This window comes from Pedobacter endophyticus (genome assembly GCF_015679185.1).
GTDB classification, from domain to species: domain Bacteria; phylum Bacteroidota; class Bacteroidia; order Sphingobacteriales; family Sphingobacteriaceae; genus Pedobacter; species Pedobacter endophyticus.
Map to the genome: position 1 here is coordinate 5,156,311 of NZ_CP064939.1, position 15,840 is coordinate 5,172,150.

The 15,840-nt window shown below is 40.9% G+C and carries 12 protein-coding genes; 4 read left to right on the forward strand and 8 right to left on the reverse strand.

Annotation, left to right across the window (positions count from 1 at the left end; genetic code table 11):
- Positions 1-14: 14 nt before the first annotated feature.
- The 4 genes from IZT61_RS21010 to IZT61_RS21025 all read right to left on the reverse strand — a co-directional run bounded on the left by IZT61_RS21010 (position 15) and on the right by IZT61_RS21025 (position 2,694).
- Positions 15-611, reverse strand: a complete 597-nt coding sequence (locus IZT61_RS21010) for a Uma2 family endonuclease (protein ID WP_196098954.1) — start codon at positions 609-611, stop codon at positions 15-17.
- A 75-nt stretch (positions 612-686) separates the two neighbouring features.
- Positions 687-1,403, reverse strand: a complete 717-nt coding sequence (locus tag IZT61_RS21015; RefSeq protein WP_196098955.1) for a ZIP family metal transporter — start codon at positions 1,401-1,403, stop codon at positions 687-689.
- The gene (locus IZT61_RS21020; RefSeq protein ID WP_196098956.1) at positions 1,403-1,966 is read right to left on the reverse strand and encodes a phosphatase PAP2 family protein; all 564 of its coding nucleotides are present in this window, start codon (positions 1,964-1,966) and stop codon (positions 1,403-1,405) included. The genes IZT61_RS21015 and IZT61_RS21020 overlap by 1 nt, the downstream gene beginning before the upstream one ends.
- Positions 1,963-2,694, reverse strand: coding sequence for a class I SAM-dependent methyltransferase (locus IZT61_RS21025; protein ID WP_196098957.1), 732 nt, complete (start codon positions 2,692-2,694; stop codon positions 1,963-1,965). Before IZT61_RS21025 ends, IZT61_RS21020 begins: the two co-directional genes overlap by 4 nt.
- A 468-nt stretch (positions 2,695-3,162) precedes the next feature.
- Between IZT61_RS21025 and glmM the strand changes: the two genes are divergently transcribed.
- The 3 genes from glmM to IZT61_RS21040 all read left to right on the forward strand — a co-directional run bounded on the left by glmM (position 3,163) and on the right by IZT61_RS21040 (position 7,782).
- Entirely contained in the window at positions 3,163-4,551 is a 1,389-nt protein-coding gene (gene glmM / locus IZT61_RS21030) for a phosphoglucosamine mutase (RefSeq protein WP_196098958.1), read from the forward strand.
- Positions 4,552-4,554: 3 nt separating this feature from the next.
- The gene (locus IZT61_RS21035; RefSeq protein ID WP_196098959.1) at positions 4,555-5,703 is read left to right on the forward strand and encodes a cysteine desulfurase family protein; all 1,149 of its coding nucleotides are present in this window, start codon (positions 4,555-4,557) and stop codon (positions 5,701-5,703) included.
- Positions 5,704-5,997: 294 nt separating this feature from the next.
- The gene (locus IZT61_RS21040; RefSeq protein ID WP_196098960.1) at positions 5,998-7,782 is read left to right on the forward strand and encodes a glycoside hydrolase family 15 protein; all 1,785 of its coding nucleotides are present in this window, start codon (positions 5,998-6,000) and stop codon (positions 7,780-7,782) included.
- A 463-nt stretch (positions 7,783-8,245) separates the two neighbouring features.
- Here the strand turns inward: IZT61_RS21040 and IZT61_RS21045 are convergent, their stop codons facing one another.
- From IZT61_RS21045 to IZT61_RS21060, 4 genes are all read right to left on the reverse strand, one after another.
- Positions 8,246-10,435 (reverse strand): bifunctional alpha,alpha-trehalose-phosphate synthase (UDP-forming)/trehalose-phosphatase, encoded by a 2,190-nt coding sequence (locus IZT61_RS21045; RefSeq protein ID WP_230383789.1) that lies wholly within the window; start codon positions 10,433-10,435, stop codon positions 8,246-8,248.
- A gap of 383 nt (positions 10,436-10,818) precedes the next feature.
- On the reverse strand, positions 10,819-12,171 hold the full coding sequence (locus IZT61_RS21050; protein WP_196098962.1) for a sensor histidine kinase: 1,353 nt from the start codon (positions 12,169-12,171) through the stop codon (positions 10,819-10,821).
- Between the two features lie 66 nt (positions 12,172-12,237).
- Positions 12,238-13,608: a sigma-54-dependent transcriptional regulator gene (locus IZT61_RS21055; protein ID WP_196098963.1), complete on the reverse strand. Its 1,371-nt coding sequence runs from the start codon at positions 13,606-13,608 to the stop codon at positions 12,238-12,240.
- A gap of 197 nt (positions 13,609-13,805) precedes the next feature.
- Positions 13,806-14,183, reverse strand: coding sequence for an endonuclease domain-containing protein (locus tag IZT61_RS21060; RefSeq protein WP_196098964.1), 378 nt, complete (start codon positions 14,181-14,183; stop codon positions 13,806-13,808).
- 408 nt (positions 14,184-14,591) lie between these two features.
- Here IZT61_RS21060 and IZT61_RS21065 point away from each other — a divergent pair, with 408 nt between their 5' ends.
- Positions 14,592-15,836 carry an efflux RND transporter periplasmic adaptor subunit gene (locus IZT61_RS21065; RefSeq protein ID WP_196098965.1) on the forward strand — a complete coding sequence of 415 codons (1,245 nt, stop codon included), beginning with the start codon at positions 14,592-14,594 and terminating at the stop codon, positions 15,834-15,836.
- The last annotated feature ends 4 nt before the right edge of the window (positions 15,837-15,840 follow it).

Genomic DNA, 15,840 nt, shown 5'->3' on the forward strand with positions numbered 1-15,840 from the left:
CCGAAATTTTCAGTTTAATCAAAACGAACATTGTTGTAGATATCGCTTATGTCAACTGTAAAACCCATGGAAGCAAAGTTCAGCGAATCTGTTAGTTGCTGATATTCGATCAGTTCCCAGTTTTGGTTTTCGTTAAGGTAAAAGGCTTCAATAGCTACCGATTCGGAATCGATTAAGATGTATTCTTTTAACGATGGAATGTCGCGATAAAGCTTAAATTTTTTCCCTCGATCGTAATCTCGCGTAGATGGCGAAAGGATTTCGATAATTACTGTGGGATTTAAACTCGTGTCTTCATCGGTTTGGAGGTGCTCGATTTCATTGCAATAGATTGAAATATCGGGATAGGTAAAGAGCGTATTTTTAGGAATATGCATCCGCATATCGCTGCCAAACAGTTCACAAGGCTTTCCCCTCAGTTTGACGCCGATTTGTACAAAAACATTACTAAAAATTCTGTTATGTTCTGTACTTGCACCAGACATTGCAAAGATTTCTCCTTCAAAGTACTCGTGCTTTTCGTCGGAGGCTTTTTCTTTCTCCAGGTATTCTTCGATGGTGAAACGCCGTTTGTTATAGGCCACGGCAGGCTCATTTACAATGTGTTCCATAGCTCAAGATAGCAAAAAGTATCGCTTTTTTGATGAAGTGGATTACAGCATTAAGCTTTTAGACTGAGCAGCGAGCTAGTGGCCAGCAAAAAAACCGATTAACGCTACGCCAATGCCGAGCAATACAGCGATGGTTTTCCGGATATTGATTTTGTGGTCTGCACTCGATTCGAACAGGATGGTGGTAGAGATGTGCAAAAAGATACCGATAACAATGCCCATTATTTTGTTAAAATAAGCGTCTATTCCACCGATTGTTCCGTTACTAAGTCCAACACTTACATAAAAGCCGAGCGGGGCCATTAGTGCGAAAATAAGAAGGTATAGGAGAATGCTGCCTTTTTTGAAATGATTTTGCATTAAAATACTGGCCAAAGCAAAGGCTGCGGGGATATGATGAAGCGAAATGCCGAAAATCAGTTCATTGTGCTGATCTTTTGCAAGGGGCATTCCTTCTAAAAAGGCATGCAAACAAAGGCTTATCATAATGCCAAATGGGAACACATGGCCATCGTGGTGTTTATGGATGTGTCCATGTTCAACCCCTTCCGAAAATTGCTCTAAAAATATCTGAAGTAAAAATCCAACGAGTATAAAAATCCCGATCTGCTCTTTATCGGGGCCGCTGTACGCATCAGGAATTAAATGTAAAACGGTAATGGCAAAGAGATAGGCACCGCTAAAAGACAGAATCAATTTGAGCAGTTTCGATTTATCGCTTTTAACCAAAAATATTGCAGTGCCTCCAAAAAAAGCGCAGAAAAAAAGTACGGCAAATTTCCAAGCTTCCATTAAAATTCGGGTTGTAGTTTTTTAAAAATCATTGAACAAACAAAACCGATTATTGTTCCGAGTATTGCGCCGGAGGTAACATCAACCGGAAAATGAACGCCCACATAAACTTGTGCAAAACAAATAATTATTGCCCAAAACAATCCAATTGGCAAAATCGGTTTCCAACGGCTATAAAAAACGCAGATCAAAAACACCGCAATAGCGAAATGATTTGTGGCATGAGATGATGGAAAACTCATTCCGCCGCCGCAAGGTACCCGGTGGATGATATCGTTTGATAAATGAAAATCGTTGCATGGCCTTACTCTTCCCACCATTGGTTTGATCAGTTTTGAGGAGATCGAATCGCCCATGGCAAAGGTAACGAGTATCATGCCGATGATATAGAGACCTGTTTTTTTATACTGTTTGATGCAAAATACAATAATAAAAACGTATAACGGCGACCAAAAGAACCGGTTTCGCATTAAGGGCATCAGCCAATCGAAAAAACCGTTTGAAAGACCGCGATGGATCTTCAAAAAGAGCTCAACATCAAATTGCCGGATGCTTTCTATCATGCTTTTTTGCAAACTAAAATTAAACGATCTGAGTTGGCCTTGTCAAAGTCATCGAGTGCATAGTTACCGAAAGCCTTTTGTACCACCATGCCCGCTTTTGTAAGCATACGCTCAAAATTGTCGAAAGTAAATGCCTGAACGCGTTCTTCGAAGTTGTAAACCTTGTGCTTATCCTCAAAATTAATTTTTTTGATAATCTTTCCGTCAACTACGGTTTTCGTAATGTTGAAGGTAATATCATCGAGCGACTTCGTTTCGCAATGGTTTAAATTTCCGATAATTTTTTCGGTATTAAAATAATCAATTACCAAAATACCATTGGCCTTTAAACATTTCCTAAAAGTTTTTAATGCGTCTACATGTTCCTTTTCGGTATCGAAGTAGCCAAAACTGGTAAATAAATTTAGCGCTATATCAAAATAGTTGATGTAAAATAACCGCCGCATATCGTGCACAAGGAAGTGCAATTTATCATTCTCGAACTTTTTTGCAAATTTGATGCTTTGTTCCGATAAGTCTATTCCTGTAACATCAAAGCCTTTTTTATTCAAGTAAATAGCGTGTCGGCCTTTACCGCACGCAATATCGAGCATCTTCGCATCAACAACGGGATCAAGATAGTTTGTTAAGTTATCGATAAAAAACTCGGCTTCGGCATTGTTCCTTTCCTGGTAAAGAATATGATAATATGGGGAATTAAACCAATATTGAAACCACTTGCGCTGCATATAAATAAGCCTTTGTTTTGAAAAGTTGCAAACTTAGATAAAATTGACTTAAACGTATAGATTAATTTAACCTGAACATTAATTTGTTGCCACTGTGCTGAGCCAAAAAAACCATAACAGTTGCGCAAATATAAACTTTTACTTTGCATGTAGAATCTCCTGTCTCATTTATTGCAACATTATTGCATTGATAGGTGTTTTTGTATCCTTTTGCTATTGGGTGTGTATATCAAATACCAGCGTTTAAAAATGGAAGATGGCCGGATTGGCAAGAGTTTGCCAACAACAGTTTGCCTCTGACTGTAGTGCCGAAAGCAGCAGTTTCAAAGTCTGTTAGCCCTTAATTTCTATTAAATACATGGTATAAATAGATATAAAAACAATGTAAATTAAGTGGTTAAAGCTTCCCGAAAACAGCCGGCATCTTGTTTTTTTTCTTATTTTTGAATTTCAAATAAATACGCAAAAGTGACTTTAATAAAATCGATTTCAGGAATACGAGGAACGATTGGCGGACAAGCGGGCAACGGCTTGACACCGATTGATATAGTAAAATTTACAGCGGCTTTTGGTAGCTGGGTGGTAAAGAAAACAGGCAATAAACGACTGGTTTTGGGTCGCGATGCACGTATTTCGGGCGAAATGGTTAACAATTTAGTCATCGGCACCTTGCAGGGCCTTGGCATCGAAGTAATCGATTTAGGACTTTCTACTACGCCAACTGTTGAAGTTGCGGTGCCTGATGAGAGGGCTGGCGGAGGAATTATTTTAACGGCGAGCCACAACCCTAAGCAATGGAATGCGCTGAAGTTATTAAATGACAAGGGCGAATTTATTAGCGATTTGGACGGAAAAGAGGTTTTGGAACTGGCAGAAAGTGCAAGTTTCGAATTTGCTGATGTTGATAAATTAGGCAAGGTAATTAAGAACGATACTTACCTGCAAAAACACATCGACAAAGTTTTGGCGCTACCTTTGGTTGATGTTGAAGCGATTAAAAAGGCCGATTTTAAGATTGTTATCGATTGTGTGAACTCTACCGGTGGCATTTTTATACCTGCGTTGTTAAAGGCTTTGGGCGTAACCCAAGTTACAGAACTATACTGTACGCCCGATGGGCATTTTCCGCATAACCCTGAGCCGCTTCCGGAAAACCTGACCGAGATTTCGAAAGAAGTGCAGAAGCAAAGTGCCGATTTGGGTATTGTTGTCGACCCTGATGTTGACCGTTTATGTTTTGTAAATGAAGATGGTACGATGTTCGGCGAAGAATACACTTTGGTTGCTGTTGCCGATTATGTACTGAAGAACACCCCTGGCAATACGGTATCGAACCTTTCGTCGACCCGTGCTTTACGCGATGTAACAGAGAGATCGGGCTCGGTATATAATGCCTCGGCTGTGGGCGAGGTAAATGTGGTTAACAAAATGAAAGAAACCAACGCCATAATCGGTGGCGAGGGCAACGGCGGAATTATCTATCCTGAAGCGCATTATGGCAGAGATGCTTTGGTTGGTATTGCTTTGTTTTTAACGCATTTGGCCAGGTTTGGAAAGTCGATATCATTGCTACGAAGCAGCTATCCACAGTACCACATCTCTAAAAATAAAATTACCCTTACACCGGAAATGGATATCGATAATTTATTAAAACAGGTGGAAGAAAAATATAAAACACAGCCTTACAGTACTATAGACGGATTGAAGATCGAGTTTGATAAAACATGGGTGCACTTACGCAGATCGAACACGGAGCCAATTATAAGGATTTACAGTGAAGCTGAAAACGAAACAGTTGCCGAAAACCTGGCTAATAAAATCATTTCTGACATTAAGGAAATATTAAAATTAAACTAGCTAATGAAAAAAGTGTATTTAGATAATGCGGCTACCACACCCCTAGATAGGGACGTAATTGCCGAAATGACAAATGTGATGGAGAACTACTTTGGCAATCCATCGGCTATTCATGCGCTGGGAAGGGAGGTGAGAACCCTTGTAGAAAAGGCCCGTAAAACGGTCGCTAATTTGCTAGGTGCTTCTCCATCAGAAATTTTCTTTACCTCAGGAGGTACAGAGGCCGATAATACCGCGATTCGGTGCGGCATTGCAGCTTATGGAATTAAACACGCCATTACTTCAAAAATTGAGCACCATGCGGTTGAGCATACCTTAAATATGATGCTTAAACATGGTGAGATTGATAAGCTGAGCTTTGTTAATATAGATGCGAAGGGTAATGTAGATTATGCTCATTTGGAAGAACTGTTGCAACACAATGAGCGTTCTTTTGTATCGCTTATGCATGCCAACAACGAGTTGGGCACACTTACCGATATGGCTAAGGTTGGAGATATTTGCGAAAAGTACAACGCCATTTATCATGCGGACACCGTGCAAACGATGGGACATTACCCACACAACGTACGCGAATTGAAAGCGCATTTTATCGTTTGTGCGGCACACAAACTGCACGGGCCAAAGGGCGTGGGCTTTTTGTATGTAAACAGCAATATCAAAATTCCGCCGATGATTTATGGTGGCGCACAAGAGCGCAATATGCGTGGCGGAACTGAAAATGTGTATGGTATTGTTGGGCTGGCCAAGGCGCTTGAAATTGCCTATGCGGAAATGGACGCCCACCAGGTTTACATTCAGGATTTAAAAGATTATTTGAAAGCACAATTGATTGCGGAAATTCCGGGAATTGGCTTTAATGGCGAAACTGATGCTGATAAAAGCCTTTATACGGTGTTAAACGTATCTTTCCCTGAGATGGATATGGCCGATATGTTGCTCTTTAATCTCGATATTAATGGCATTTGTGCTTCCGGCGGCAGTGCATGTTCGTCGGGCTCTAATATTGGCTCGCACGTTTTAAACGGTATTGAGGCCGACCCAAATCGCCCATCGGTTCGGTTCTCGTTCAGTAAATATACAACGAAGGAAGAACTTGATTACGTGATTGAAAAAGTAAAAATGGTGGTTAAGCAAAATGCATTGGTTTAGCTACCGATAAGGAAAGAAAAGAAGTCTCGAAGTAATTCGGGACTTTTTTGTTTGATAAAGTTTTTGTATGTTTAATTTATCAGGCGATGACTTTGGAGCGATTGTCATTTCGACGTGAGCGCTTAATAAGAGTTCCTTTGGAGGAGAAATTTGTACGATGTCCCTCATGAGTGTTCCTGACTGTTTAATTATAGTTATCGCATTACGATTATAATCGTTAAATTCCCTTAAAATTCTTTTTTCGCCAACATTTTTGGCCTACGCTTGTTAGTAAAAGACAACACAAATAAACTTATGACCGAACAACACCTTTATCAAACTGGAATTATAGGAAATTGTGCTTTTTTGGCGCATGTAAATAAAAATACAGACATATCCTGGCTTTGCTGGCCTCGTTTTGATAGTCCTTTTGTTTTTGGAAGCCTTTTAGACAAGAAAAAGGGCGGAGAATTTTCGATTTTACCGCAAGGCGAATTCACTTCGACCCAATATTACATTGAAAATACGAACGTTTTAAGAACGGAGATCACAACTTCGGAAGGCAAGTACCGGATTACCGATTTTGCGCCTCGCTTTCATTTATACGAACGGTATTTTAAGCCGCTCATGTTTATCAGAAAGATTGAACCCCTTGAAGGGCACTCGAGGATAACGATAAAGTGTGAGCCGGTTTGCGATTACGGAAAAAGTAAAATGCGATCGAGTAGGGGGAGTAACCACATTGATTACCTGGGTTGCGACGAAAATATTCGTTTAAGCACCAATGTGTCGTTAACGTACATTTTAGATCAAAAGGCATTTGTGCTTAATGAACCGAAATATCTGGTGATGACTTATGGGCAAAACCTTGAGGCGCCGGTGGTTAGTACGGCAGAAAGATTTCTTCGTGAAACTATTGTTTATTGGCGCTTATGGATCAAACATTCTTCTATTGCTGGCTTTTACCAGCCGTTCGTAATTCGCTCGGCGTTGGTTTTAAAAATTCACCAATATGAAGATACAGGCGCAATTATTGCCGCCAGCACAACCAGTTTGCCGGAATTTCCGGGGAGTACCAGAAACTGGGATTATCGGTATTGCTGGCTCCGCGATTCGCACTATGTATTGACCTCGCTTAATCACATTGGCCATTTTGAGGAAATGGAAAAGTATTTCAACTACCTTTCTGATATTTCTCATGCCGAAGATACGCGCTACCAACCTTTATACGGAATAGCGGGGGAACGAAAGATTACTGAACATACTTTAGATCATTTAGAGGGCTACGAAGGCGAGCAGCCAATTAGAATTGGTAATCAGGCGTATGAGCATATTCAAAACGACATTTACGGACAGGTATTAATATCGATGCTGCCATTGTACACCGATCACCGTTTTGTATTTTCGGAACGTAGTGATTCTGTTCGGTGGATTGAGAGTGTACTTTCAAAAATTGAGCGTACAATTGATGAGAAAGATGCCGGAATCTGGGAATTCAGAAACATAGCCAATGTACACTGCTACAGCAATTTGTTTCAATGGGCGGGTGCGCAGGCGGCATTAAAAATGGCCAAAACAATTGGTAACGTCGACTTTGAAACCCGGGCGCAGATTTTGATCGATAAAGCTGCGGCGCACATTGAGGCTTGTTACGATCCGGTTAGAAAAGTTTATACCAATGCTGTTGACAGCCCGCACTTAGATGCAAGCACGTTACAGTTAATTATGATGAATTACCTGGATCCTGCTTCGCAAAGAGCAAAAGACCATTTAATTGCGTTAGAAAATGAACTGAAAACTGAAGACGGATTGTTTTACCGTTATCTGCACGCTGACGACTTTGGCAAACCGAAAACTACCTTTTTAATTTGTGCATTTTGGTATGTTGAGGCTTTGGCTTGTGTGGGTAGAACGGATGAGGCGATTAAAGAGTTCGAAAACATTATAAAGTTCTGTAATCACTTGTTGCTTTTCAGCGAAGATGTTGATGCGAAAACGGGTAGCCAATGGGGTAATTTCCCTCAGGCCTACAGTCACGTAGGTTTAATGAATGCGGCTTATCGGATTGCAATCAAATTAGATAGGCCAATATTTTTATAGGCACGACAGGTTATTTTCCTGCAGATTGAAAGAATTGACGCTGAATTTGTTCTGCGTAATTTCACTTTAATCTGCGGGATTTTTTTGTGCCTTTTTTGTGCGTTTTGTCATTCTGCGCATAGCGAAGAATCTGCAGGCTATTTGGCCCAGAACGTTAAAACTGTAATGCCAAAAGAGGCGAGTGAGTGGGTAAACAAGATGATATATCGGTCGCGGATTTTTCGTGAGAATCGGGGCAGGGCACTCCCGCCATTGACGTTTCCGTGAATACTATAAAGATCGTTCTTTCGACCGATTGATCCATAGGAGCTCCCTTAGAGGAGAGATCTTGATTTTAAGATAAAAATTTCTCGGCTGCGAGCGAAATGACGACCGTTCTTAAGCGCATTATTCTAAAAAGAACGTCGGTGATCTTTGATGACAGCGTTGAAAGCTATCATCAAAGAAAATACCACAGCAGGCATTAATTTTTTGTTACAAACTCTTCCTTAACCAGGCTCCAAAGCAACTTTCTAACTTCTTTAAAGTCGTTTAAGTAATACTTTGCTTCTGAAAGGTTATTGCCTACTTTAACGGTTATGGCGTCATCCGGCAAAGCCTTAAAAATATCTTCGTCGGTATGGTCATCGCCTAGCGCCATAATAAAGTCGGGATTTTTGTTGTAAAGCCAGTTTAATGCGGCTTTGCCCTTGTTTACTTCAATATTTTTAAATTCTATCACCTTATTGCCTGGCATGAGTTGCAGGCCTTTATCGGCGGCTAAAATCTTCATGTGGCTTACAATTTCATTTGCCCGCAACTCGCCCAAACCTTCTTCGGCCTTGCGGTAATGCCAAACCAGCGAATAGCTTTTTTCTTCGATAAAAGAACCTGGAGTTCTATCGGTGTAAGTTTCTAAAAGCGCTTTAATTTCGCTTTTCCATTGGTCGGTAAGCAGGGGCAGGCAGTTCCATTTGTCGCCGTAGGCTTTTTGCCATGCTCCGTGTTCGGCAATCATATCTACGTTTAAATGGCCAAACCATTTTTCGAGGGTTTCATTTCTCCTGCCGCTAATAACAACAACGGTGTTTGAAGGGTCTAATGTTAAGTTTTCAATCAAATCGTAAAGTTCTGCATCTGGAGAGGCATCATCTATATTTCCGGTAAAGTCTACAAGTGTTCCATCGTAATCTAAAAATAATACCCTGTTATTGGCTTTAGCATATTTTGCGGCAATAACTTCGTTAATTGAATTTACAGCGTGTTTTGTTAATAATGATTTTTGAGAATCTTTCACTTCGTTAAGCCTTAAAATAAAATTGTTAACCCAATGTTTCACATTGAATTTTTCTACAATTGCCCGCATGGCTTTCATGCGTTGCTGTTGTTCTTCTAATGGCATTTTGAGGGCTACAACAATGGCCTCCATAATATCGCCTAAATTGTTCGGATTTACAACTAATGCCTCGGTTAGTTCTTTAGAAGCACCGGCCATTTCGCTCAAAATGAGTACGCCATCTTCCTTATTTCTACTTGCTACGTATTCTTTACTTACCAAATTCATGCCATCACGCATGGGTGTTACCAGGCAAATATCGGCTGATGAATACAGTGCGGATAGAACTTCTATAGGGAAAGAGCGGTAAAAGTAATTTACCGGAATCCAGTCCATCGATCGGTAGCGGGCGTTGAGGTTTCCAACAAATTGATCAATCTGATCTCGGAGTTCGCTATACTGCGGAACGGTATCGCGGGATGGCACAACGATCATGAAAAGCTCCAGTTTACCTATAAATTCGGGGTGCATCTGTAAAAGCAGTTCTAACGCTTTTAAGCGCTCCAAAATTCCCTTGCTATAATCTAAGCGGTCGATAGAAAGGATGATTTTCATGTCTTCTTTTCCACTTCTAAAGTAATCAATTTCTTGTTGTACCTCTTTAGTGGTTGTTAATGATGAAAACTTGTCGAAATCGATTCCCATTGGGAAAGCTTCGATCACAATTTGCCGCTCGTTGCTATTAAGTACGTTTGATGATGAATTTACGGGGAGTAGCCGGGTTGCCGTGCTAATGAAATGCCGCACATCATCGTAGGTATGGAAGCCGATCAAATCAGAGCCGATCAAGCCGTTCAGCAGTTCTTCTCTCCAGGGAATCAATCTAAATATTTCGTAAGAGGGGAAGGGAATGTGCTGAAAAAAGCCGATGGTAGCGCTCGGTAATTTTTCGCGTAAAATACCTGGTAGTAAAAGTAGTTGGTAATCTTGTATCCATATTTTGTCTCTTCTGTTTAGCACCTGCATGGCGCTTTTAGCAAATTTTTCGTTTACCGATTTGTACGAGTCCCAATAACTTTGCTCGTAATGTGCGTAAGTAACCAAATAGTGAAATACGGGCCACAAAACCTCGTTCGAAAAACCTTCGTAATAGAGGTTAATTTCCTCCTGGGTTAGAAAAACGGGGTAAAGGTTTAGCTCGCTCAGTTTTTGGATTACTTCTTCTTGTCGATCTTCAGGAACTTCAATTCCGGGCCAGCCAACCCAAATGGAGTTGCCTGTTTTGTACACATCGCCAAGTCCGGTGGCTAAGCCGCCCTCGCTCGGAATAAAGGTGTATTCGTTATTTTCTTCAATAATTTTAACGGGAAGTCTGTTCGATATTATTACTGTTTTCATGCTTTTTACGGATGTCATCACTTAAATAAAGCGACTATTTTCGTTTTTGTTTGAATTTTTTAGGTAAAAAAACATTCAAATGATTAACCTGCGGTCGTGAAAACGCGATGCAGGCAATGATTTATAGCTGTTCTTCTTTGAATCTCATTGTTGGAGATTTCGAATATTGGCTGCTGCAAAGATTGACGAAGGTTTTCACTAAAATGCGCTTTGACTAGAAGTTTGGGTTTGTTGGTTATAGCGACTGCTTGAGCGCTGAAAACAAATGCTTTCATCGCGGGTTTGGTGCGGTTTAAGCTAGGAGAAAAGTAGCCTCATGTATTTGCCCTTCGGCTACGCTCGGGGGCGGCACGCATCATGACACGCTACGATTTAACATGGCGCTAAATGTAATTAAATAGGAGCGAGAAAGTAGTATAATCGTTTGGAACGGATACGACTTCGATGCTGCCGCGATGCATCTTCATAATGTTGCGGCTTATTGTGAGGCCAATGCCGGAGCCGTTTTTCCGTGTGGTATAAAACGGAACGAATATTTTCTCGAGATCAGCAGGTTCGATTCCCTTGCCGTTGTCGGTTACATCAATGTAAACCCTGGTATTCTCTAACCGATAGTTAACTGAAATGTGCGGGTTGTCACGATCTTCAACGGCATAAATACTGTTGGTGATCAGGTTGATCAGTACTTGTTCAATAAGTTTTAAATCGAGTTTGACTGTAATTTTCGACGAGGTTTGTTCGACATCCAGTAGCACTTTTTTTACCCTGGCGAAGGGCTGCATCAGTATTTTGATGTGTTTTAATATTTCTCCAATGGTGTGCGATTCGAGACTTGGTGTAGGCAGTTCGGCAATTAGGCGATAATCTTTTACAAAATCTAAAAGCCCTGTTGAGCGACGTTTAATGGTTTGAAGCGCCGTTTTTAAATCTTCCATTTCATCTAAATTGAGGGTTTCTTTATCGGTTACCATGCTGTTCAGGGTATCTGATAAGGAACTGATAGGTGTAATGGAATTTAAGATTTCGTGAGAGATGACGCCGATCAATCTGTTCCATGCCTCGGTTTCTTTCTGCTCAATTTCGTCCTTAATATTTTGAAAACTGATGATGGTATAATCTTTACCGTAAAGATTGAGCGGAATGACTTCGGTTGATAACAGGGTGAGTTTTTCTTGTATTTTGAGTTCGAGGAACTTTTTGCCACCCTTGGCAATTTGCTCTACCTCGCTACCGAAATCAGGAATGTGCTGCTTTAAACGATGCCAGTATTTATAGGCCGGAACGGCCAAAAGGTTTGTAGCTGCCTGGTTAAAGAAGGCAATTTCTTCTTTTGCTGTCGCCGTATTGTTCACTACAATTACCCCGACTGGAACTTGCTCCAAAATTGTTTTTATCAACTGGAACATGGCTTCCTGCTCGAGCCGGATTTGCTTGTGCACCTGGAGGATTTCGCCAAAGGATTGATACAGTTCGGGGAAACTGCCCTTGGTGGCTTTGTTTTTGAAATTTAAGGTATGATCGCGGGTTTTAACGGCCAATATGAAACGGTTGATGTCTGAGCGGATTTCATTAATATAATAATAGAGTGAAATTATCGAACCCAACAGGATGAGACTTACCCCAATAATAGTGAACCAGAGTTGGGTGTTGGTAATGAGGTAAAACAACAAATAACCCAGCAGATTAATGATGACCAGCCTCGATATTAAACGAAATGTAAAGCGATTATAAAACATTTTTTTAAGCTAAAAGCTAAAAGCTAAAAGTCTAAAGCTTTATTCTTTATTCTTTCAGCTTTCGGCTCAAATTCCAAATTTCTCAATTCTCCTGTACAAAGCGGCACGGGTGAGGCCGAGTTCTGCGGCGGCCTTTGATATGTTTCCCTTGTGCTTGTTGATTGCTTTTTCAACCATCATTTTTTCCATGTCTTCGAGGGCCATTTCATCAATAACGGGGATATTTTGTGTAAACCGCTGTGGACTTAATTGCAAATCGTCTTCCAAAATTTCTTTTCCATCGCTCATAATTACGGCACGTTCGAGTACATGTTGCAGTTCGCGAACGTTTCCGGGCCATTTGTAATTTAAAAGTACATCTTCGGCTTTGTGGCTTAAACTTCGGATTTCTTTATGATATTTTGTGTTGAACACTTGCAAAAAATGATTGGCCAGGAGCAAAATGTCGGTTCCGCGTTTTCTAAGTGGCGGTAACAGCAGCTCGACGGTATTAATCCTAAAGAGCAAATCTTGCCGAAAGGTGCCTTTTGCCACCATGTCGTTCAAAGGCATGTTGGTGGCCGTAATTAGCCTAACATTCACTTTTCTTTCCTTGCTTTCGCCCAAACGAACTACAGTTCGGTTTTGCAAAACGCTTAATAATTTGGCTTGAAGGGGTAGGGTAAGGTTTCCGATCTCATCTAAGAAAATTGTGCCGCCATCGGCCAGTTCGAAACGGCCGGGCTTGTCTTCCCTGGCATCGGTAAAGGCGCCCCTGGCGTAGCCAAATAATTCGCTTTCGAAAAGATTTTCATTCAACGAGCCGAGGTCGACGTGCATAAATACCTGATTTTTGCGTTGCGAATTTCCGTGAATCTCATAAGCAAACACTTGCTTCCCAGTACCATTTTCGCCCAAAATGAGCACATTTGCATCGGTGGGTGCAACTTTAAGCAAAACGTTTTGGAGTTGTTTAATGCCTTCGGCCTCGCCTACAATGTGCTCAAATCCTCGGGCCATATCCTTTTGCAAAGAGGAGTGGATTTTCTCGAGCTTTTGCACTTTCGTTGTCGATTCGCGAAGTTTTGATGCGGCAGAGATGGTGGCAAATAGCTTTTCATTTTCCCAGGGTTTTAAGATGAAATCGGTGGCTCCATTTTTTATGGCTTTTACCGCAAGTTCTACATTACCAAAAGCGGTCATCAAAATAACCACGTAATCTTTATCGATAGATAAAATGTGCTCCAACCAGTAAAGGCCCTCGCGGCCATCGCTCGCCCCTTTTTGGTAGTTCATATCGAGCAGAATGATATCAACTTCGTTTCGGCTTAACAAAACATTAATCTCTTTCGGCGATTTGCAGGTTATTACCTGTTTTACCTGCTGTTTGAGGAACAGGCGAGCACTTAGAAGAATGTCATCATCATCGTCGATGATTAAAACAGTGGTGTTTAGCATGGTGTATAAATTAACCTCTCCCTATCAAAGTGAGCGGGGGTTGTTTTTTTTGGTGCAGTCCCTCTCCTTTGAAGAGAGGGAAACGTTGGTAAAGTGGTTTGAACCTAACGTTTTAATTTCGAACGTTTTTTAACCACCTCGCTTTTCCTGCTCTTTGCCCCCTTTCTTCGAGGAGAGGGGATAAAGGGGAGAGGTTTTTATTTTTGAAAATAGCTTCTAATTTCATTCAAAACTGCATTTAAATCGGTGTTAACGTGTTCGTTTGTAAATCTAATTACGGTTATCCCCAACTCCTCGAGTTCGTAAGTCCGTCCTTGGTCGCATTCTTTATTTTCGACTTGGTTATGAATTTCTCCATCAACTTCAATAATTAATTTAGCATCATGACAATAAAAATCAGCGATGTATTTGTTCACTGGATGTTGCCTTCTAAATTTGAAACCATCAAGCTGTTTCCTTCTTAAAGCTTGCCACAAGATATCCTCGGCATCGGTGCTGCCTTTTCTTAATACTCTCGAAAACTCAAACAACTTGTGGCTTGCGCCTTTAAAAAGTCCATCTCCGTATTTTTCCATTGTTGGGCGTTAAAACCTCTCCCTATCAAAGTGAGCGGTGGTTGTTATTTTCTGCAATCCTCTCCTTTGAAGAGAGGGAAACGTTGGTAAAGTGGTTTGAACCCATAACTTTACCTCTCCTTAGCAAAGTGAGGTGCGGTTGTTCCTTTTCTACTCCTTGCTGGCCTCTTTTGAAAAGACATATCAAGCGTAGCGATGCTAAATTAAGGAAACTGTCCGCTCCCGCACATAAACTGTTCGAAAATGAACATTTAAAATTAGTGAAAACTTTTATATAATTGATTACTAGGTTTTTAAATTGGATTTTGTGTTTTGGCACAAGCTTGGCTTATTCAGGTTTGTAGATTCAGGGGCCTCAGGTTACGGGTAAATATTTCCGCCCTTTATCATGCTTAGTAAAACCGAACAATGGATAAAAAAATAGAGAAGAAGAGATTTAGCACTAAAACCTTATTAATGGTAGGTGGGGTAATTGCTTTTTTAGCAGTTGTAATTTATGGTTACACTTTATCGCTAAAAAAGACATACAGCGCTGATGTCGATAAACTAACAATTAGCAAAGTTGTGTACGGCGATTTCGAGGATGTAGTATTGCTAAATGCAAGCGTAGTGCCGTTAACATCGGTAATTGTAAGCTCATCGGAAGGCGGAACGGTTGCCGAAATTTTTACCGAAAATGGTGCATCAGTAGTAAAGGGAACGCCGTTGTTACGAATTTCGAACTCTAATGCAATGCTGAGCTATACTTCGAGCCAAACCGCGGCCACTGAACAAATAAACCAGTTGCGAAAATCGAGACTGGATTTGGAACAGAACCAAAGGGTGCTGAATCAAGATGTTTTAGACGTGGAGAACAGTTTGCGCACTGCTGCCCGTCAATATCGGTTGGATAGCGCCTTATTCAGCAAAAAAGTGATCACATTACAAGAGTTCAATAAATCAAGCCAGGATTACGAATATTATCAGGGCAAGCTGAAGATTGTTCGCCAGGCGGTAAAGCAAGAGAACCAAAGTCGTAAAATGCAGCTGTCGCAAATCGACGAGTCGATGGCGCAGATGAACGAGAGTTTAGAAATGATCCGTAAAAATATAGAGAACATGACGATAAAAGCGCCTGTTTCGGGTAAGTTATCATCTTATGATCCGGTTATCGGTAAATCTTATAATTCTAATGAAATGATCGGGAAGATCGATGTATTGCAAGGTTACAAGCTACAGGCCGGGGTAGATGAGTATTACATCAATCGGGTTAAAGAAGGGCAAACGTCTACATGTGAGTTCAACGGGAAAACTTACAATTTAACGGTTAGCAAAGTAATTCCCGAAGTTACTGCAGGCCAGTTTCAAATCGAAATGGTATTTAAAACTTCAGCTCCCGATGGCTTGCGCCGTGGATTATCGCTCCAAACAAAACTCACATTATCTGATAACAGCAAGTCGCTGCTTTTGGCGCAGGGCCAGTTTTTTCAGAGTACCGGTGGTTCGTGGGTGTTTGTGGTAAACAATGGTAAAGCGACCAAGAGAAATGTAAAAATCGGAAGAAAGAATTACCTGTATTACGAAATTTTAGACGGTTTGCAAAAAGGGGATGAAGTAATTACATCATCGTACGATCAGTTTAATCAATATGACCAGGTTGAAATAAGTCGTTAGTCCG